Origin of the sequence: Psychrobacillus sp. FSL K6-2836, assembly GCF_038003085.1 — a bacterium.
GTDB lineage: Bacteria > Bacillota > Bacilli > Bacillales_A > Planococcaceae > Psychrobacillus.
This window is the reverse complement of the sequence record NZ_JBBOOM010000001.1, coordinates 4,138,348-4,157,915: the sequence shown is the minus strand read 5'-3', so window position 1 is coordinate 4,157,915 and position 19,568 is coordinate 4,138,348. Positions and strand designations below refer to the sequence as shown.

Here is a 19,568-nt window from a genome sequence, read left to right as displayed (position 1 = left end):
ACTTCCAACATTTCAAACTACATACGTTCTAGCTTCTTTAATAATTCACTTAAAGTGATTTCCTTCATAGAGTCTATCCGATCATCAAAGTTCTCAAATTTCAGGTTTTTTGTAACGCTATTTGGGACTATTACACAGCGAATTCCCGCTGCTTTTGCGGCACTCAAACCGTTTATAGAATCTTCAAATACTATCGTTTCTTTAGGTGATAATCCTAAGTCCTTCAATGTTTTATCATATAGTTCAGGGTCAGGTTTAACATTGCTCACATCATCTTTTGTATTGATGATTTTAAAATAATCTATTATGTTAAGTTGCTTTAGGTATGTATGCACCCACTCCTTTGATGAGCTCGAGGCTAGTGCTATTTTCAAATTATTTTGTTTAGCCTCATTTAAATATTCTATAACACCTTCACGAAGTACAGGTGCTTTCATCAGGTTTTCATATTTTACTGTTGCTTGCTCTTCAAGCAATTCACAATCAACTGAATCCCCAGCAAGTTCCCGGAAGTAACGGTATAAAACATCGTTACCAGTTCCAATACATTGGGAGTATCCTATTAAATCTAAATTTAGATGATGACTTTCCCAAAAAACTTCCTTGAATGCTTCATACCAAGTAGTTTCTGTATCCACTATTAAACCATCAAAATCAAATATAACTCCTTTAATCAATTCCAAAACCTCATTTCCATAAACTATGCCGCTAAAAAAATTCGTAAAGTCCACCATCAAAATAAGCAAATTCTTCTTTTGATATCTGTTGTAACCTATATCCGTCATAAAAGGCTTTTAATAATACTTCATCATATAGAAAGGATCGAATAGCAAGCGCTACATCATACCTAGGATCACCAAAGTCAGCCTCAGATAGATCAATAAATGTGTGAACCTGATTATCTTTCACTAGTACATTATCTATCGTACAATCCCCGTGAATAAGCATTTGAGGTATAGCTACCGGTTTGTTTATTTTCAAACTATCTAATAATGGTTGATCTCCATCCACCTCATAGTTTTTTAAATTATAAGTAGCCTTCTTAAGTTGTATATCTAACCAGCTTTCCTGTTGCTGCCAATGTGGTGGTGGGGCTGTTTCATGTAAAGTCCTCAACTGGGTGCCAAAACTATAAATAAGATTCTTTTTATCTTCATCTGTTCTAGCAACAATCAATGCCTCTCTTAAAGGAATACCTTCCTCCAAACTCATTAGTAAGAAGCTATTATTTTCTTCTTCCACATAGTGATAATAGGTTGGTATTGATAAAGCAGTATTAACATTTAATACTTCCATAACTTTCGCTTCCTTTGATAGCCATGTTCTATACTTTGGTAAAGAGGAACGTTTGCAAACATAGTTACCTCGATCAGTATAAAGAAATATCACTTCTGAAGTCGCACCTTGTCTTTTTGGGTATGAAATCCTTTGAATGCTTCCAATTATTTTTTGAAATTGCTCCGGAATAACTGGATTTTTGTTTGAATATACTTTCAACATTTTCACCTCATATTCATAATTTCGACTTTAATAGTTAATATTCTTCATCCACTTCCTTTAATCTTTTTATGCTCAAAGATAATGTAATCGTTTTGAGAACTTTGCACAAACAAATGTCTAGTAATATTGTGAAAATATATCAATAAATATGTTCAAAACTATCTAAATGTGACATTTTTGTGAAAAGTTAAATTTTTTCACAATCCGACAATCTTTGCAATTTCCTTATTATACAATAAGCAGGTTGCTACATAACCTACTAGATATACACTCCAAGAAATGAAGCTAAATACACACTACGGAGGAAATATTGTGAAAAGTCATTTGCACCAAAAAGCATTATTGCTACGAATTGAGCTAAAGAAACAAGATATGTATAGAAAGGCAAAAATTCTTGGTTTTACTCATCCAATTGTCGTTACTTGCAGTCAAGAGCTTGATGAACTTCTAAATAGATACCAACGAAAAGTTTCATGAACTTGAAATTAAATGGTACCTTTCTTAGTTTCTGCTAATGCAAAAAGATACAAAGAAAAAAACATTGCCTAACTCTACTAAAAAAACCGATTTTTCCTTTATTCATGAGGAAAAATCGGTTTTTAAAATGTTATTTTTTTGTAAAATACTTTTTCCCAACAGTTTCGACAATAGATGGGGCTATAGCATATAGTTTGCTTGTAATACTCATGTAAGAAGGAAGATCCACCTCTCGTACTGGTTTTTCAATTACTCTTTCGATAGATGCTACCACTTTTTCTGGAGTCAACAGATGTTTTTTCATACTGTCTCTATAATTACCTGTCTGATCTGCTAAATCGAGAAATGGAGTATCAATTGGTCCTGGATTAATAGTCGTAACCTCAACTCCAAAATCCTTCAGTTCCATCCGGATAGCATTAGCAAATCCAAGAATAGCATGCTTAGATGCCGCATACACAGATGCTTTAGGAGTAGCAACTTTACCTGCTTGAGAAGCAATAAATATAAAGTGACCACTCCCGCGAGATTTCATCCTTTGTGCAAAGTACTTCGTAAGCTTCATAGGCGCTAATACGTTGACCTGTAACATTTTCTCCATATCACTGTTATCCATATCCAATACATATGAAAATGTCCCAACGCCAGCACAATGGATAACGGTATCAGGTGTATCCATGTCTTTAAAAAGGGAATCGAAGGATTGGACAGATGTTAAGTCCGCTTCAATTGTATGGATTCCTATAGCTGATAAACTATTTAGTACATTGGTACTTCTACCAGTAGCCCAAATTTCATGCCCTGCTTTATGTAAAGTTTTCGCAAGCATTAGTCCGACTCCGCTAGTAGCACCAGTAATTAGAATTTTTTTAGCTTTGCTCATATAACAGAATTCCTTTTTCATTTCGTTTTGCCGTTATAAGTTTTTCATCGATTAAATAATCTATTTGACCAATTGTTTCAGAAAGAGTTAATCCAAGTTCTTTTTCATAAATTTTCGGAAATAGTTGTTTGGTTAGTTCAAAAATTGTTTGTTCACCATCATTCATCATATCCAATACTTTAAATGCTCGCTCTTTTTGTTTTTCCAGTCTAGTTGTTACAAGCTCCTGAATATTGTACACTTCGTTACCATGCCCGCTATATACCTTTTCAATAGGTAACTGTTGAATTCTTTTCAATGAGGCATTGTATTGTAACATCGATTTTGGTCGCTCATTATTTGCATTTAGTGGCGGTTCAATTAAAGGATTAGAAGAGATCTTTTCAAGTATAAGATCCCCTCCTATAAGAACTTTCGAACTCTCAAACCAAAATGACAAATGGCTTTGTGCATGTCCTAATGTTTCAAGCACCTGAATATCAGGATGACCAGGCAATTTATCATTATCATATAAATAAGTGTCTAACGATCGATTTCCAAGAAGGCTTAAAGGTCTTCTCATCTTCTCTACCCAATTAAAATATTCCTCAGGGACCCCTTCTTCTTTTAAGCATTGTAAATAAAAACGATCATGGTACTGTAAAAATTCTTTGTCACGAGTCATCCATACTTGATTGTATTCATGACCTAGTATAGCAGCTTGTTCAAAAGCATCCGTCCAACCAGCATGGTCAGGGTGATGATGTGTTAAAACAACCTGTTCAATATCGTTCAGCTCATAACCCGCTTCTTTAATACCTTGTGTTAATGCAGCTAACGCTACATCTGTTTTTGGTCCGGCATCTATCAGTGTCAGAGCATCGCCTTTTACTAAATAGGCGTTTACATCCCCTACAGCAAATGGAGTAGGAATTATAATTTTATGTATCATTTGAATTCTCCTCATTAATGAATAGTCATTCACTACATTGTACTCTTATTTATGAAAGTCGTCACGGAAATATGGTTGACTTTTTCTTATAAGATGCATATAATTTCATTAATTCAGAATATAAAAGCTAAGATGAAGATTAGTACATATATGATGGAGTTAAGAGAGTGAAATGACCCGCTGCAAGTTTCACCTCCCGCTCGTATATAGAACCTACTTCGGAGCTACTATGTAAACATAGTCGTACCTTCTCGATACGAAGGATTAAGTTGTGCTGAAAATACTCAGCAAATTTAGGTGGTACCGCGGAAAACAAGTGTTTTCGTCCTTATTATATATGAGACGAGAGCGCTTTTTTATTTTGTTCTATTTTTATATTGTTCCACTTGCATGAAGTTTAATGGAATTCTGGCACTACTAAAAGGAGGAATTTATATGACGAAGATTGTATTTGTAGGCGCTGGTGCAATGGCTGAAGCTATTATAAATGGCTTAACAAAAGAGCAAAAAATTTCAACTACCTCTATTCATGTCATGAATAAATCAGATGAAAAGCAGCTTAACTATTTGAAAGAAACGTACAATGTGCAAATCATGTGTGAACAGAAAAAAGCTTTAACGGAAGCTAATATTATTTTTTTAGCCATGAAACCAAAAGATGCGAATGATGCGTTAACTGATCTGGCACCATATATAAACAATGATGCAATGATAATCTCCGTTATTGCTGGTATCAATATCCAGACCATTACAAATTCTCTGGGCAACAGACCAATTGCACGTGTTATGCCAAATACTTCAGCAGCCGTTGGAATGAGTGCGTCTGCTATATGCTGGAATGAGCTTATTTCAGAAGCATCCAAACTACTCATCATCGATCTTTTAGAATCGATTGGTTCAGTAAAAGTCGTAGCAGAAGAAGATTTACATATTGTTACTGCACTTTCCGGAAGTGGTCCAGCTTACTTCTATTATTTCGCAGAACAGTTTGAATCTGCAGCTGTTGAGCATGGGTTAGATAAAGGCGATGCTCGTCAATTATTTATACAGACGATGGAAGGTGCAGCACAAATGCTGAGAAAAGGCGACGTGGAACCGGAAGAACTGCGTAGAAGAGTCACTAGCCCAGGAGGCACAACAGAAGCAGGCTTAGAGCAATTAATGGAGCATAAAGTGAATGAGGCTATCTTTGCTTGCATCCAAGCTGCACAAAACAGATCACGGGAACTCGGGAAGCTTTATGAATCATCATAAGAGAAAGCTTTCATCTATATAGTTTTACTGCCTGTTAAACCGTGATAATAAGATGATCTAAAAAGGTGTTTTGAAAAAGTAATGGACAATTCTTATTTTTTCGGCTGGTGCACACTAGCAAAGTGAAGCTACAATCATTGGGGAGTTCTTATTCCCCAATGATTATTAGTTGAACCATCCGGGCAGTTTGGGCAGTTATCTCCCACTTATTCTTTGGTGCTTGAACCAAGCCTTTACGCGGAAGACATACTTGCCCGTTAATGCGGGATTAATGCCGGCATTTTGCACAAGGGAAAAATAGAAGCGGTCTCAGCTGGTTCCTCCTATCATTAGTTATAGGACCAATTGCAACTGTGAGTTTAGTTATACTAAAGAAAAAAAGAGATTCCGAGTGAAATTCAACTCATTCGGAATCTCTTTTATAATTTGATTAATGAATTATTTACCCAATTATATTCTGCAAGATCTTCAGCGATATAAACCGGAAAACTATATTTTTCGACTTGCGTAAGCATTTTTTTTAGATCAGCTGATAGAAACCGGGCACTAATATGGTTAACGATCAAATGCTTAGCATTCGCTTTTTGACAGACTTCTGCTGCATCAACTATTGTCGAATGCCCATAAAGGCGCGCAAGCTCAGCTGTATCTACGTCGAACGTACCTTCATGGACGACGACATCTGCATCTTTACTTAACCAAATAGAGTTTTCACAGTATTTTGTATCTCCAAGTATTGTTACTTTAAAACCCTCCCTTGGGTCTCCAGTTACATCCTCACTCTTTACTATTATTCCATTCGGAAGCACCACATCTTGTCCTTCTTTTAATAGTTTTAATAATGGACCTCTTGGAACTCCTAGAGCATCTGTTTTTTCTATAAAAAGTTCAGGGGCAAGGGCTTTTTGTTTGACCGTATATCCGAAACAAGGCATTACATGTTCTAATAATTTTGCTTCCACTATAAATTGTTCATCCTCAAATATAATTCCTTCTTCAATCTCTATAATCGAAAGTGGATATTTTACATGAGTATTGGATATAGCAAGAGTTACTTCAATCCAATTTTTCAACCCTGTTGGACCATAGATTGTAAGAGGTTCCAGTCCCCCTAAAAAAGAGCGGGATCCGAGCAAGCCAGGAAGCCCATATATATGATCGCCATGTAAATGTGTAATAAATAGTTTTTCCAGTTTACGAGGCTTTAGTGTCGTATGCAAAATTTGATGCTGAGTGGCTTCCCCACAATCAAACATCCAAAAAGAACCTCGCTCCTCTAATAGTTTCAAAACAGTAGAAGTCGTATTACGTTGTTTTGAGGGCATTCCTGCTCCAGTACCTAAAAATAATAATTGCATATTTGCTCACTTCCCTTTGTTCAATAGGACATATTGTAATTATAAGTCTACCCCTAAATTCCATGTATGTAAAAAACAAAACTGCTAACAATAATTAAACAATCAAAAGGAGTTCATAACTTATGAAATTAGAGACATTAATAAAGCCTTTAGGCATTAACATAAGTAAAGAAGACGAATCCATTGAAATAGATGGTCTTGCTTTTAACTCTGCAAAGGTAGAGAAAAATTTCATATTCGTTGCCATATCAGGCACTCTCAATGACGGACACGAGTTTATAGAAGAGGCAATCTCAAATGGAGCTTGCGTTATCATTGGTGAAGAAAATCTTTCATCTATTGGTGTGCCTTATATTCGAGTATTTAATTCAAGAAAAGCATTAGGTTTGTTAGCAAATGTGTTTTATGAAAACCCAACTCAGCACAAGATTATGATTGGAATTACCGGAACGAATGGAAAAACAACTACCTCTTATATGTTAAAGCATATTTTAGAATCAGCAGGTGTTTCATGTTCATTATTTGGAAGTATTTCTACTATTATTAATGGTGTTGAGAACTTATCTACACATACAACACTTGATGCTTTAACATTAAATCAGCTTATGGCTACAAGTAATGATCGTGCTGTCATAATGGAAGTTTCCTCCCATGGTTTGGCTCAGGCTCGCATCGAGGGTCTACGATTTGATTGTTGTGTTTTCACTAATTTAGACTATGAACATTTAGATTACCATAAAAATATGGAATCCTACTATTTGGCTAAGCAATCATTATTCAACTATTTAAAACCGAGTGGAATTGCCGTGATCAAATCCGACTCAATATGGGGAGAACGGCTTTGTGAGTATGTCTCTTCATTGAATAGAGAAGTTGTTAAATTAAATGGGACAGATCCTACACATATCATAAGTAATGAATCGTTAGTGTTGAGTAAACGACATCCGAGGAGCTACTCCATTAATAATCGCATGAAAGGCAAACATAATTTAGAAAATGCCGCACTCGCTTTTTCAACAGCAGCTTCTTTAAATATCGAACCATTAGAAATTGAGAATTCATTACAACATTTTAGTGGAGTTCCAGGGAGGTTTGAGGTGTTTCAACATCCAAAGGGAGCAAATTTCATAGTAGATTACGCCCATACTGGAAATGCCTTTTCTCACATTTTAGAAACCGCTAACTTATATAGTCCCCAAAGAATCATTCATATTTTTGGATTTAGGGGAAATAGAGACATGCAAAAAAGGACAAATATGGTGCAGATTTCTTTAGATAACTGTCATACATGTATCTTAACTTTTGATGATTTAAATGGGGTACCAACACAACAAATGCTAGAAGAACTCACTTCACTGGATCCATTGAACAAGTGTATGATTATTCCGGATCGAACTTTGGCTATTCAGTACGCATGGGACCATGCTCAAGATAATGACTTTATCGTTATTACTGGTAAAGGAATTGAAAATTATCAACAAAATTTTGCATTACCAACTACATCTGATATACATACATTAACGTATTTGAACGATTCATTTGTACATCAGAATCAGCATTATTGATGGTGATCATCTAAGAAGTCTTTACTAAAACTTGTTTTTGAATCCAAGGAAGGTTTCTTTTTTATTTTCATTCCACGCTTAATACTATCTTCTCCGAATTTACCTTGCAATTGCTCCACAAGCCTTAATATTGGCTCCTCTTTGGCATGTTCTTCAAAGTTAAAAATGGATAGCTGCTCTACCGATTCTCCCTTGTCATAGACATTATTTACAGTCACACCTAATAAACGGATCGGATCGCCATTCCAAGAAGTGTGAAATAGATCTAATGCCAATTGAAATATCTCCTTTTCCTTATAGAGCCTGTTAGATACTGTTTTACTTCTCGTTTTGTTTTTCCAATTAGCGTCCCGTATATGTATTGTAATGGACCTTCCAGCTAAATTTTTTGCATCAAGTCTGGCAGCTACTTTTTTTGATAACCGAATAAATACCTTCTCAAGGTCCTCTATATTCGATTCATCATAAGGCAATGTTGTTGAATTTCCAACACTTTTTGTATCATAGATAGATTCAGGATCTACCTCTCTATTATCCGTACCATTTGCTCGATTTAGAAGTCGGACTCCATTTTTCCCAAGTTTTTCTTTTAGTAAATTAGGGTTTGCATTGGCCAAATCTCCTATAGTATTAATACCAATGGATTCCAACTTTCTTGCAGTACTTTCTCCTATCCCATGCATGTCTATTACTGGAAGTGGCCACAGAATTTCTCCTACCTCTCTTTTCCGTAAAACGGTTATACCCATAGGTTTTTTTAAATTGGATGCCGTTTTAGCTAGAAATTTGTTAGGAGCAATTCCAATAGAACAAGGTAAATCTAACTCACGAATAATACGATCTTGAATAGATTTAGCAAAACTTACTGCATCGTTCTCCATGTCAACTTCAGAAACATCCACATACCCTTCGTCTATTGAAACTGGCTCTACAAGATGAGTATAGGACCTTAAAATTTCGAACATTGCTTTAGAGGCAATTCTGTAGCGTTCAAAATTAGGAGGCAATAAAATCAGTTCAGGACATTTTCGTTTAGCCTCCCACACGGACATTGTTGTATACACACCTCTAGCCCTTGCCTCATAAGAGCATGTAACTAATATCCCCCGTCTTTCCTTAGGATTACCTGCGATAGCAATAGCCTTTCCTTTTAAAGAGGGGTCATGTGCTTGTTCAACAGATGCATAAAAGCTATTCATATCTAAGTGAAAGATAATTCGATGTTTTCCCGACAAGCTATTCCCCTCCTTCATAAAATGTATAAACATAGTTAGCTAATTAGAAAAGTGCAAAAACCCTTGTAGGTTAAAACTGGTATCTATTGTTTTCGAAAAGCTTTGGGCAGACTTGTCGATATATTATAGAAAAAACTCACGAAGATACAATTTCGTTCACTATTTCGCTTCTTTACTAAGTACACATTTACTATTTCATTTTATTAACACTAAAAATAGCGGACACTATTAAACAACTATTGCCACTTATTATTATCACTACATTTACTTAAAATAATTCTAATATCTTAAAGATAACTTATGCTAAACCTCCTTATTGGGTACTGCTCACTTTATTGATTGACGTAAAAGTTGCGACTCCGGCGGGGTCAGTGAAACAGATGAACCATCACAACGTACCCTTAGTGGCGGTAAGGATTTATCGCTTAGCTCGCGGAGGCAACAGTATGTTGGTCACAAGGGCTTGCCACAAGAGGTGGCGCTCTTAGCATTGGTTCCTTTGTAACGTCTGAAACGAAAAACTGCAGTATTTTTGTATAGATTTTTACACTTACTATTTCAAAAAAGGTAGCTATATAAGCTACCTTCCCTGACTAAATCATGAAACTAGTTATTCATTGTCTCTTCTTTCTTAACTTCTTCTACATAAGATTGAATATCATTAAAGCCTTCTAAAGAACTTACCAAAATAGAAGCGTCCACGATTGTAATCATTCGATTTTCTAGGTTTGCAACTGCTGTGAAATAACGTGTTTTTGTATAATTAACTAAACCAATTTGTTTTAGATTGTCCTGATCAATATCTAAAATCTCTTTCGCTTCTTTCACAAGAAGACCAACCGTCATATCTTTCGTATGCATAGTAACTACTCTTGCTAATTCCTGATCCACACCACTACGATTATACAAAATTTGTTCAAAATCGATTATTGGGACTAGCTCCCCTCGAATTTTCATCAAACCAATTAAATAATCTGGTAAGTGTGGTATCGGATTAATATGCTCTAATTTCTCAATGGAAACTACATGTTCAATTGAGACTGCGTATTCTTCATTGCCACATTGAAATACTACAACTTTTTCATTGTTCAACAAAGTCACCTCCTATATTATTCTGCCGCTACTAAAACGATCTCTACTATTAAATCGGCAAGTTTCTCTAACTCTTCAATAGGCATGCGTTCATTTGTTGTATGAATTTCTTCATAACCTACGGACAAGATGACAGTAGGGATACCAAGTCCTGCAATTACATTGGCATCACTACCTCCTCCACTAGTTTTAATGTCAGCAGTTCTACCGATCCGTTCTACTGCACGTTTAGCAATCTGTACGACAGAATGGCCTTCGTCAAAATGGAAGCCTGGGTACATTAGTTGCGTTTCTGTCACTGCTTTACCACCAAATTTTTCGGCAGTTTCGGCAAATGTTGCAACCATATGCGCTACTTGGGCATCTAATTTTTCTTTATTAATCGAGCGTGCCTCAGAAAGAATATGCACTTCATCGCAAACGATATTTGTTGCTTGTCCACCTTCGAAACGTCCAATATTAGCCGTGGTTTCGGCATCTAGTCTACCTAGCTTCATAGCAGAAATGGCTTTAGCAGCTAAAGTAATGGCAGAGATACCTTTTTCAGGTGCAACTCCAGCATGCGCAGTTTTTCCAGTAATAGTTGTCCATAGTTTTGATTGGAAAGGAGCAGCTGTTACAATTCCCCCGACAGTCCCATCACTATCAATTGCATAGCCATATTTTGCTGTAAGTAAAGAAGCATCCAATTCTTTTGCTCCTACTAAACCACTTTCTTCACCTGCAGTAATAACAACTTGAATATCACCGTGTTCAATTGATTGTTCTTTTAAACGACGAATCGCTTCAAATAAAGCGGCTATTCCAGCTTTGTCATCTGCTCCTAAAATGGTTGTCCCATCTGAATATATATAACCGTCTTCTTTAATAACTGGTTTAATCCCTTTACCGGGTACTACAGTATCCATATGGACAGTGAAGTATATTGGATCTACATCATCATTTGATCCCTTTAATGTTGCGATTAAGTTGCCAGCACCGTGACCAGTTTTAGAAGCAGAATCGTCTTCAATTACTGAAAATCCAAGCTTTTCTAATTTACTTTTTAATATAGGCGCAATTATTTCTTCATGCTTTGTTTCAGAATCTATTTGAACTAGCTCTAAAAATTCATCTATTAATCGACTCATTTGAAAAGTCTCCTTTTTATAATGGAATATTACCATGTTTTTTATTTGGTCTCGTTTCTTTTTTATTGCGCATCATTTCTAATGATTGAATTAGCTTAATGCGAGTTTCCCTTGGGTCAATAACATCATCGACCATTCCCATAGAAGCCGCTACATATGGATTGGCGAATTTCTCTCGGTACTCTTCAATCTTCTCAGCACGTACTGCCTCAGGATCATCACTTTGGGCAATTTCACGGGCAAAAATAATATTGGCAGCTCCGTTTGGTCCCATAACTGCTATTTCTGCATTCGGCCATGCGAAAACAACATCTGCACCAATGGACTTGGAATTCAATGCAACATAAGCGCCTCCGTATGCTTTTCGTAAAATAACTGTTATTTTAGGTACGGTTGCTTCTGAATAAGCAAACAAAATTTTAGCTCCATGGCGAATAATTCCACCATGCTCCTGTTTTATACCAGGGAAGAATCCAGTTACATCTTCAAAAGTGATAATTGGAATATTGAAGGCATCACAAAAACGAATAAAGCGCGCTGCTTTGTCCGAAGAATCTATATCTAATCCTCCAGCCATTACTTTTGGTTGGTTACATACTAAACCTACTACCTCGCCTTTAATGCGAGCTAGACCAATCACAATATTTTTAGCAAATTCTTTTTGTACTTCTAAGAAAGAATCCGTATCTACGACTTGTTCAATAACCTTTCGTACATCATAAGGACGAATTGCTTCAAAAGGAACAATATCAGCTAAATCAGAACGATAATCGTCTTCTGCCTTTACATCAACTATAGAAGGCTTTTCTTCAAAGCTTTGAGGTAAGTAACTTAATAACAATCGAACGCTTTCTAATACTTCCTCTTCTGTTTTCCCACGGAAATGTGCATTTCCACTTATTGTATTATGTACTTTCGATCCACCTAGATCTTCCGCAGAAATTTTTTCTCCTGTAACGGTCTCAATCACTTTAGGACCAGTGATAAACATTTGGCTTGTTTCATCTGTCATAAACACAAAATCGGTTATTGCCGGCGAATATACCGCACCACCCGCACAAGGACCTAAAATGACAGAAATTTGTGGTATTACTCCCGAATATATAGCATTACGATAAAAAATTTGACCGTATCCATCAAGTGAAACAACGCCTTCTTGAATACGTGCACCACCAGAGTCATTTAAGCCAATAAACGGTGCTCCATTTTTAGCCGCTAAATCCATGACGTTAGCAATTTTAAGTGCATGCATTTCTCCCAAAGCCCCACCAAAAACAGTAAAATCTTGCGAAAATAAATATATTGGACGGCCATTTACTTTCCCGTAACCAGTTACTACTCCATCCCCAGGCCCTTCTTGCTTGTCCATACCGAAGTCAACAGTACGGTGCTTGATAAATGGATTTAGCTCAACAAATGAATCTTTATCTACAAGTAATTCAATACGTTCACGAGCAGTCAACTTACCTTTTTCGTGTTGCTTTTCGATTCGGTCATCCCCACCACCAAGTTCGATTTTACGTTTACGATCATATAAGTCATTGATTTTTTCATAAATATCCATATAATTACTTCGCTCCCCCGGTTTTATCGACTAATTCGTAAAGTACTCCACGAGACGCCTTTGGATGTATAAATGCAACCTGAGCACCGTGAGCACCTGCTTTTGCCGATTCTTGTATAAGACGAACGCCTTTTTCTTTCAGCTCGTCCAAACGCTGTTGGATATCAGAAACGCCAAACGCAATATGATGAATTCCCTCACCCTTTTTCTCTATGAATGAATAAATCGCACTTGTTTCATCGATCGGTTGAAGTAATTCTAAATGGACATTGCCACTATCGATAAAAGCTACACGAACTCTTTCAGATGGAACATCTTCAATATGTAATAGTTTTAACCCCAATGTATCTGTGTAATAAGGAAGTGATTCTTCTATACTTTTCACTGCGATACCAATATGATCAATTTTCTCCATTTTTACACCCCTTTTTTAAAACGCGTACCTTGTTCTATTGTACCTATTTCAAAAAAAAATCTCTACCTCTTGTGCATTTTTATGTTTTTGTTAAAATAAAGGTACAAGCTAAAGGAGAGAAATTATGCGTAACCAAACATTTCGTAAAGTTATTGTCTATTTAATGATTTTTGTAATGGTCATGTCTACATTACTATTCGGTTTAAGCTTCGTCCTTTAAGAATTTATAAAAACCAGCGATTGCATTTGTATGCTTTCGCTGGTTTTTATTTTCTTTTAAGATTTTTAGAAGTTGTAGAAGGGCGATGGACAGACAAAGTGAAACTTCAATTAGTGGAGATTCATCCCCAACTAATTGAAAAATTGAACTCAGGCAAATAACGCCACGTCGTGCGGCAATGCCTGAGTGACCAACATCCTGTTGACCCGAGTCTCGCAGGAAGCGAGTCACATAGACGAAGCCACACTACGTGGCGCTTTTCGTCTATGTTCTACGTCCCGCATTAACGGGCAGTTATATACAGCCCGTTAATGCGGGACAAGCGCCATAAAATTGCCGCAAAATAGAGGCTGGTTGTGACGTCAGTCACGACCAGCCTCTGTAAAAATCAATCGGTAATAACATAGTTTCAATACTGACAAAAGCCTGCCAAAACTAATAGAAACAGGTTTTAACTTAAAGGGTACTTGCGCTTTTTACTTAATTATACTTCTTCGCAATATTCTTCAAATAATTCTTGTAAGTGCGTGATTACAGAAGTTGGTGCATGACCTTCAATTTCGTGACGGCCAATTTCTGCTATTGGTTGTCCATCTTTTAGTAAAACAAATGATGGTGAGGATGGTAAATGATCATCCCCGAATAGATTACGTGCTTGCTGAGTTGCCAATTTGTCTTGACCAGCAAAAACAGTTACTAAATGATCCGGACGTTTATCATAATGTACGGAGTTTGCAGCTGCAGGACGAGCAATTCCTCCAGCACATCCGCATACTGAGTTTACCATTACTAATGTTGTTCCTTGACGAGCAAATGCTGCGTCTACCTCTTCAGGTGTATTAAGCTGTTCATAACCTGCAGCTTCCATTTCTCCACGAGCCTGTACAAGTATATCATTCATATATAAATTAAAATCCATATTCATTTTGCCACTCTCCTTTTTTAAACTAGTTTTATCTTATCAGATTATTGGTTTGGATTCGAGGAAAATAAATCGTCAACCGCTTGGGAAACCGTTATTTTTTCTGCACGCACTAAATGTTCTAAAGTTGCCATAGAATGTTTTTTTTCCATTGAAGAAAAAAACTCATCATATAATCGATCCACAATCATTGTTTTAAACCATTCTACTGTTTGTTCTTTTCTTCTTTGCTGCCATACAGATCTTTCTTTCATCAGTTGCTGGAAATTTAGTATATTCTCCCAAACATTATCTAAGCCTATTTTATACAGCGAAGATACCGCTAATGCTGGAGTCTTCCAATATGCAGAGGAAGGTGCCAAAAAATGGAGTATTTGCTTATACTCTGCTACTGTCTTCTTCGCTAACTTCTCATTTGCCCCATCTGCTTTATGGACAATAATAGCATCTGCAAGCTCCATTATTCCCTTTTTCATCCCCTGCAGTTCATCACCTGCACCTGTGAGCGCTAATAATAAAAAGAAATCCACCATTCCCCGTACTATTGTTTCACTTTGACCTACACCAACCGTTTCTACTAAAATGACATCGTATCCAGCAGCCTCACATAGGAGCATCGTCTCACGAGACTTTTTATGCACGCCCCCAAGTGTACCAGCGGTAGGTGAAGGTCTTATAAATGCGTTCGGATGTTTGGCAAGCTCTTCCATTCTAGTTTTATCTCCAAGAATACTTCCACCTGTCAAAGAAGAACTAGGGTCAATTGCTAGTACTGCAACTCTATATCCCTGATCACAAAGCATTTTCCCAAATGCCTCGATAAATGTGCTCTTCCCTACCCCGGGTACTCCAGTTATTCCGATCCGTATGCTATTACCGGTATCAGGAAGTAAGTTTTTCAATAATTGTTGACCAATATGCTGTTGATCATTTACAGTGCTTTCAACAAAAGTTATCGCTTTTGCTAAATGCAGCCTGGAGCCAATTTGAATTTGACGGATATATTCCTCTTCATCGATTTCAAGAGGCTTTCTTTTGGAAAACTTTTTAATAGACGCCTTCCCTACACCATCATGTTGCGACTTAATACCACTCATCACATGCATAGAAGATTCGTTATTATTATCCGTTTTTGACATTAGCCTTCCACTTCCTCATAGCCGAGTCGCTTATAAATCTCTTCGATAACTTTTTGTGCGGCAACAGGAATGACTGTTCCTGGTCCGAAAATCGCTGAGGCACCATTTTCACGTAGGAATGCATAATCCTGTGCTGGGATAACACCACCAACAACGATCAATATATCTTCCCTACCAAGCTTGGCTAGTTCCTCTTTCAATGAAGGAACCAATGTCATATGCCCAGCAGCTAAAGAACTAACTCCGACAACATGGACATCATTTTCCACTGCTTGAAGCGCTGTTTCTGCAGGGGTTTGGAATAATGGACTAATATCTACGTCAAATCCTAGATCAGCAAATGCAGTAGCAATAACCTTTGCTCCGCGATCATGACCGTCCTGTCCCATTTTGGCGATTAAAATACGCGGACGACGACCTTCGTTTTCACGGAAGTCCTCGGCCATTTGTTTCACCGCATTAATCTCTTCTGCATCATTAAAGTTTGCACTATATATACCACTCACAGAACGAATCACCGCCTTATGTCTACCTGCCACAACTTCTATTGCATCTGATATTTCACCAATAGTTGCACGTTCTCTAGCAGCTATAACAGCAGCCTCTAAAAGATTTGTCTCACCCGTTCTTGCCGCCTCTGTCAAATCAGTTAACGCTTTTTGTACTGCTTTCTCATCACGTTTAGCTTTGACTTCTTCTAAACGGTCCATTTGTTTTTGACGAACGACTGTATTGTCTATATTTAAAATATCAATAGCATCTTCCTGCTCTAAACGATATTTGTTTACCCCAATGATTACTTCTTTAGAAGAGTCAATTTGCGCTTGTTTTTTAGCTGCTGCCTCTTCAATTTTCATCTTAGGTAGACCTGTTTCAATCGCTTTCGCCATCCCGCCAAGCTCTTCAATTTCTTCTATCAGAGCCCATGCCTTTTCTATTAATTCATTTGTTAGTGTCTCGACGTAATATGACCCGCCCCATGGATCGATTACTTTCGTCATATTTGTTTCTTCCTGCAGGAATAGTTGTGTATTTCGAGCAATTCGAGCAGAGAAATCTGTAGGCAGAGCGATTGCTTCATCTAAAGCATTCGTATGGAGGGATTGTGTATGCCCCATTGCTGCTGCATTTGCCTCTACTAACGTTCTTGTTACATTATTAAACGGATCCTGCTCTGTTAAACTCCATCCAGACGTTTGAGAATGCGTACGAAGGGCAAGTGATTTAGGATTCTTCGGGTCAAAGCTTTGCATCATTTGTGCCCATATTCTACGAGCAGCACGCATTTTCGCTATTTCCATAAAATAATTCATCCCGATTGCCCAAAAAAATGAAAGCCTTGGTGCAAAAGCATCTATATCTATTCCAGCAGCTAGACCAGTTCGAACATATTCTAATCCATCAGCTAAAGTGTAAGCTAACTCTATATCGGCAGTGGCCCCGGCTTCTTGCATATGATATCCAGATATAGAAATAGAGTTGAATTTAGGCATTTTTTGAGCTGTAAATGCAAATATGTCCGCAATAATTTTCATCGACATTTCTGGCGTATAAATATACGTATTACGAACCATATACTCTTTTAAAATATCATTTTGTATAGTACCTGCAAGCTTCTCAAGAGTTACTCCTTGTTCTTCCGCAGTTACGATATAGAATGCCAAAATTGGTAAAACTGCTCCATTCATCGTCATTGAAACAGACATTTGATCCAAAGGAATCCCGTCAAATAATATCTTCATATCCTCTACAGAATCTATAGCAACCCCTGCTTTTCCTACATCTCCAGTAACCCGTTCATGATCCGAATCATAGCCACGGTGTGTTGCTAGGTCAAATGCAACAGATAGGCCTTTTTGACCCATAGCCAGGTTTCTTCTATAAAAAGCATTACTTTCTTCCGCAGTTGAAAATCCAGCATATTGACGAACTGTCCATGGCTTTGCAACATACATCGTTGGATAAGGGCCTCTTGTGTTCGGTGCAATACCTGGAAGATCGTTTAAATGAGAAAGTTCAGACGTATCTTCTTTGTTATACACTGGTTTTAAATGTATTCCTTCATTCGTTAAAAAAGAATCTCCTGCGGCTATTTTTGTATGTTCCTCTTTTAATAAGACTTCTTTAATGGATACTTTATCGTAATTAGGCGTTGTCATTTGAATCCTCCTTTTTAGCAAGGGCTTGTAGTTGTTGCCCCTTTTCAAGAAGCGATTGCCCAGCAAAGATAGATCCAGACAGCCCGGCATCTAACCAGTCTTCATACTCCTCAAATTTCCCGGCAACATCCATTGGTACAGATAGATTTTCATTCAATAGTGCTGGAACTAAACCAGCAGTTTGTTCCTCGTTACCAACGAATACTACATAACCAATATTCCTATCATCTACCCATTGTTGCAGGTCGACCGGCTTTAAGTTTTCCGGTGCAATAATTGGTGAAATCCCTAATGCGATTAAATAGCCACTCACAAAGTCCATAAGAGTTTTATAGTCTTTTAAAATGCCATAAGGAATTATAGCTGTATTCAACGGACTGTCTTGGAATGATTTTCGTAATTGCTCAAAAGGCTCAGCAAGACGTTTATAACCAGTGAATTTAATAGGTCCGCTAATTACATCATCAGGATTTGAATAAGTATTCGTTCCAATTAACGATTTTTTTCGAGTAGAGAGTGCAAAAAGCTGCTCCTCCCACTTTTTTTCTGCTCGTTCTAATAGTTTTGTTTCTCTATCCTCTACTGTTGCTTCTTTCATTAATGTTAAAAAGTATGTCCACGTTTTTTCCACAAGCTCATTCGTTAATGTGTCCACATAGTAAGAACCGCCTGCTGCATCAAGTACACGCTGGATATGTGTTTCTTCTTTTAGTACAAGCTGTATATTACGTGCGATTCGTTTAGATGTTGGTGTAGCCTCGGTTAAATAATCATGTGGATACGTCGTCAAACTATCCGCCCCACCAAGAATAGCCGCTAGTGCACTATTACCGGCACGCAAAATATTAACATTTGCATCTAATACGGAGTAGGAACGCAATGAGGTTTCTGTATGTACAGGAATTGCTGCTATGTCCGTTTTCCCATATGCTTGGCCGAAAGCTTGCCAAAGTATGCGAAAAGCTCGTATTTTAGCTATTTCCATAAAGAAATTATTTTCAATCGAAAATTGTACAAATGCTTTTTCAGCAAGTTTCTCGATGCTTGTTTTCTCTGCAAACACATCTGCTTGTACTAGTACGCTTGCCAGCTCACTAATTGCGTCTCCACCTGCTTGATGGATGGATGATCCATTTAAGAAATACGTTCTAGCGTTAGGAAATTCCACATCCTCTGCACCTTTTACTATACCTCTTAAATCGTTGAAATTTTTTAAAAATGCTGGATTATTCGTAACATCTAAAATAGCGTTATGTTCCGAAAATAGTTCCGCCAACTCTTCTATTTGATCCGCATTCCAATTATGTTCTTTTTCTAATTTCAAATGAACAACATCATTTCCTTTTGCAAGTGATTCCGTGATTTCCTTAAGTATCGCTTCACTTGTAAATCCTTCTGCAACTTGAGCGACTAACCACTCTGAAGATTTTTTTGCTTCCCGAACAATAGCCGTTTGTGATACTGGAATATTTTCCATATCGTCTAAAGAATAAAGCGGTTTCAAAATGATGTCTTCTAATGTTTTTGTAGATAGCGACTCCAATGTTTTCCCTTTTAATGATTTGAGGGCTACTTGCTCCCACTGATCAATTGCTGCATTATTAAACACCGTTTGTCTCATTTTATCTAATGTCATATGAACGCTTTCGCTTCCCCCTAAGTAAATAGAATTGTCCTAATTATATTTTAACGGACAATGATTACATATGAAAGGGTAACTTCCT

The 19,568-nt window shown here is 37.2% G+C and carries 19 protein-coding genes and 1 other annotated feature; of the genes, 4 read left to right on the top strand and 15 right to left on the bottom strand.

The window, feature by feature from the left end; all coding sequences use genetic code 11:
• Positions 1-17: 17 nt before the first annotated feature.
• The gene (locus MKY37_RS20225; RefSeq protein WP_340780002.1) at positions 18-674 is read right to left on the bottom strand and encodes an HAD family hydrolase; all 657 of its coding nucleotides are present in this window, start codon (positions 672-674) and stop codon (positions 18-20) included.
• 34 nt (positions 675-708) lie between these two features.
• Positions 709-1,500 (bottom strand): aminoglycoside phosphotransferase family protein, encoded by a 792-nt coding sequence (locus MKY37_RS20220; protein WP_340779668.1) that lies wholly within the window; start codon positions 1,498-1,500, stop codon positions 709-711.
• A gap of 312 nt (positions 1,501-1,812) precedes the next feature.
• Here MKY37_RS20220 and MKY37_RS20215 point away from each other — a divergent pair, with 312 nt between their 5' ends.
• On the top strand, positions 1,813-1,977 hold the full coding sequence (locus MKY37_RS20215) for an aspartyl-phosphate phosphatase Spo0E family protein (RefSeq protein ID WP_340779667.1): 165 nt from the start codon (positions 1,813-1,815) through the stop codon (positions 1,975-1,977).
• Between the two features lie 130 nt (positions 1,978-2,107).
• Here MKY37_RS20215 and MKY37_RS20210 read toward each other — a convergent pair whose 3' ends face one another.
• Together MKY37_RS20210 and MKY37_RS20205 are read right to left on the bottom strand one after the other, a co-directional pair.
• The gene (locus MKY37_RS20210) at positions 2,108-2,860 is read right to left on the bottom strand and encodes an SDR family NAD(P)-dependent oxidoreductase (protein ID WP_340779665.1); all 753 of its coding nucleotides are present in this window, start codon (positions 2,858-2,860) and stop codon (positions 2,108-2,110) included.
• Positions 2,847-3,791 (bottom strand): MBL fold metallo-hydrolase, encoded by a 945-nt coding sequence (locus tag MKY37_RS20205; RefSeq protein ID WP_340779663.1) that lies wholly within the window; start codon positions 3,789-3,791, stop codon positions 2,847-2,849. Before MKY37_RS20205 ends, MKY37_RS20210 begins: the two co-directional genes overlap by 14 nt.
• Positions 3,792-3,911: 120 nt before the next feature.
• Positions 3,912-4,124 (top strand) — a binding site (T-box leader).
• A gap of 102 nt (positions 4,125-4,226) precedes the next feature.
• Here MKY37_RS20205 and proC point away from each other — a divergent pair.
• Positions 4,227-5,045, top strand: a complete 819-nt coding sequence (gene proC / locus MKY37_RS20200; RefSeq protein WP_340779662.1) for a pyrroline-5-carboxylate reductase — start codon at positions 4,227-4,229, stop codon at positions 5,043-5,045.
• Between the two features lie 419 nt (positions 5,046-5,464).
• On the opposite strand, the gene rnz is transcribed toward proC, so the two are convergent.
• The gene (rnz, locus tag MKY37_RS20195) at positions 5,465-6,403 is read right to left on the bottom strand and encodes a ribonuclease Z (RefSeq protein ID WP_340779659.1); all 939 of its coding nucleotides are present in this window, start codon (positions 6,401-6,403) and stop codon (positions 5,465-5,467) included.
• 122 nt (positions 6,404-6,525) lie between these two features.
• Between rnz and MKY37_RS20190 the strand changes: the two genes are divergently transcribed.
• The gene (locus MKY37_RS20190) at positions 6,526-7,968 is read left to right on the top strand and encodes a UDP-N-acetylmuramoyl-L-alanyl-D-glutamate--2,6-diaminopimelate ligase (RefSeq protein WP_340779658.1); all 1,443 of its coding nucleotides are present in this window, start codon (positions 6,526-6,528) and stop codon (positions 7,966-7,968) included.
• Here the strand turns inward: MKY37_RS20190 and MKY37_RS20185 are convergent.
• The 5 genes from MKY37_RS20185 to mce all read right to left on the bottom strand — a co-directional run bounded on the left by MKY37_RS20185 (position 7,962) and on the right by mce (position 13,404).
• Positions 7,962-9,221 (bottom strand): DNA polymerase IV, encoded by a 1,260-nt coding sequence (locus tag MKY37_RS20185; protein WP_445323075.1) that lies wholly within the window; start codon positions 9,219-9,221, stop codon positions 7,962-7,964. The genes MKY37_RS20190 and MKY37_RS20185 overlap by 7 nt on opposite strands.
• Positions 9,222-9,809: 588 nt before the next feature.
• Positions 9,810-10,295 (bottom strand): chemotaxis protein CheW, encoded by a 486-nt coding sequence (locus MKY37_RS20180; RefSeq protein WP_340779656.1) that lies wholly within the window; start codon positions 10,293-10,295, stop codon positions 9,810-9,812.
• Between the two features lie 17 nt (positions 10,296-10,312).
• Positions 10,313-11,425 carry a M20/M25/M40 family metallo-hydrolase gene (locus tag MKY37_RS20175; protein WP_340779655.1) on the bottom strand — a complete coding sequence of 371 codons (1,113 nt, stop codon included), beginning with the start codon at positions 11,423-11,425 and terminating at the stop codon, positions 10,313-10,315.
• Between the two features lie 16 nt (positions 11,426-11,441).
• Complete coding sequence (locus MKY37_RS20170) at positions 11,442-12,989, bottom strand: acyl-CoA carboxylase subunit beta (protein WP_340779654.1); 1,548 nt, start codon at positions 12,987-12,989, stop codon at positions 11,442-11,444.
• Positions 12,990-12,993: 4 nt separating this feature from the next.
• Positions 12,994-13,404 (bottom strand): methylmalonyl-CoA epimerase, encoded by a 411-nt coding sequence (mce, locus tag MKY37_RS20165; RefSeq protein WP_340779653.1) that lies wholly within the window; start codon positions 13,402-13,404, stop codon positions 12,994-12,996.
• Between the two features lie 124 nt (positions 13,405-13,528).
• Between mce and prli42 the strand changes: the two genes are divergently transcribed.
• Positions 13,529-13,624 carry a stressosome-associated protein Prli42 gene (gene prli42, locus MKY37_RS20160; protein WP_340779652.1) on the top strand — a complete coding sequence of 32 codons (96 nt, stop codon included), beginning with the start codon at positions 13,529-13,531 and terminating at the stop codon, positions 13,622-13,624.
• Here the strand turns inward: prli42 and MKY37_RS20155 are convergent.
• From MKY37_RS20155 to MKY37_RS20135, 5 genes are all read right to left on the bottom strand, one after another.
• Positions 13,607-13,855 carry a hypothetical protein gene (locus tag MKY37_RS20155; RefSeq protein ID WP_340779651.1) on the bottom strand — a complete coding sequence of 83 codons (249 nt, stop codon included), beginning with the start codon at positions 13,853-13,855 and terminating at the stop codon, positions 13,607-13,609. The genes prli42 and MKY37_RS20155 overlap by 18 nt on opposite strands.
• Positions 13,856-14,108: 253 nt before the next feature.
• Complete coding sequence (locus tag MKY37_RS20150; RefSeq protein ID WP_340779650.1) at positions 14,109-14,549, bottom strand: BrxA/BrxB family bacilliredoxin; 441 nt, start codon at positions 14,547-14,549, stop codon at positions 14,109-14,111.
• A gap of 41 nt (positions 14,550-14,590) precedes the next feature.
• Complete coding sequence (gene meaB / locus MKY37_RS20145) at positions 14,591-15,685, bottom strand: methylmalonyl Co-A mutase-associated GTPase MeaB (protein WP_340779648.1); 1,095 nt, start codon at positions 15,683-15,685, stop codon at positions 14,591-14,593.
• The gene (scpA, locus tag MKY37_RS20140) at positions 15,685-17,844 is read right to left on the bottom strand and encodes a methylmalonyl-CoA mutase (RefSeq protein ID WP_340779646.1); all 2,160 of its coding nucleotides are present in this window, start codon (positions 17,842-17,844) and stop codon (positions 15,685-15,687) included. Before scpA ends, meaB begins: the two co-directional genes overlap by 1 nt.
• On the bottom strand, positions 17,831-19,480 hold the full coding sequence (locus tag MKY37_RS20135; RefSeq protein ID WP_340779645.1) for a methylmalonyl-CoA mutase family protein: 1,650 nt from the start codon (positions 19,478-19,480) through the stop codon (positions 17,831-17,833). The genes scpA and MKY37_RS20135 overlap by 14 nt, the downstream gene beginning before the upstream one ends.
• Positions 19,481-19,568: the final 88 nt, after the last annotated feature.